Annotated in this window: 1 rRNA gene; it reads left to right on the forward strand. The window is 52.8% G+C overall.

Annotation, left to right across the window (positions count from 1 at the left end):
- Positions 1-490: 490 nt before the first annotated feature.
- Positions 491-597, forward strand: a 23S ribosomal RNA gene (locus AC1DBN_RS21450); the annotation flags it as partial.

The following is a 597-nucleotide window of genomic DNA, read 5'->3' on the forward strand; positions in this document are numbered from 1 at the left end:
AACCGCTCATGCCGACGCTTGTTGGTGGTGGGGGTTGTCAGGAGTAATGCCCGTTGCACGGACGAATGTTTCGTGGCGGGTGCTCAAGGGTGGAATATCAACGAATAGGTGCCTGGTGGCACGGACTGTTTGCTAGTACGGACTGATCTCCTTTGTGGGGGTGGTCCTGGAACGTGGGTGGTTTGGTCTGCTGGGTAGTGTTTGGCACACTGTTGGGTCCTGAGGCAACAGGACCGGGGAGGGCCCTTGGGGTTCTTGTCGGTACTTTGTTTCTGGTTTCCCTGCTGCACCGATCATGCACGTGTTGTGTGTGGGGTGTGTGGTGTGGGGTTGTTGTTTGAGAACTACATAGTGGACGCGAGCATCTTGTATAAGAAGCAATTTCCAAGATAAATGAACCTGGATCTGGTTCGTGTGCTGTGGCCCTTTTGGGGTTGTGGTGCGTGGAACAGTTTTCGTGGTTCTCTCGAAATTAGTTTTTGATCTTTGTGGTCAAGTTTTTAAGAGCACACGGTGGATGCCTTGGCATTAGGAGCCGAAGAAGGACGTAGGAATCTGCGATAAGCCTGGGGGAGTCGATAACCGGACTGTGATCCC

This window comes from Pseudarthrobacter sp. 10T415 (assembly GCF_056394175.1).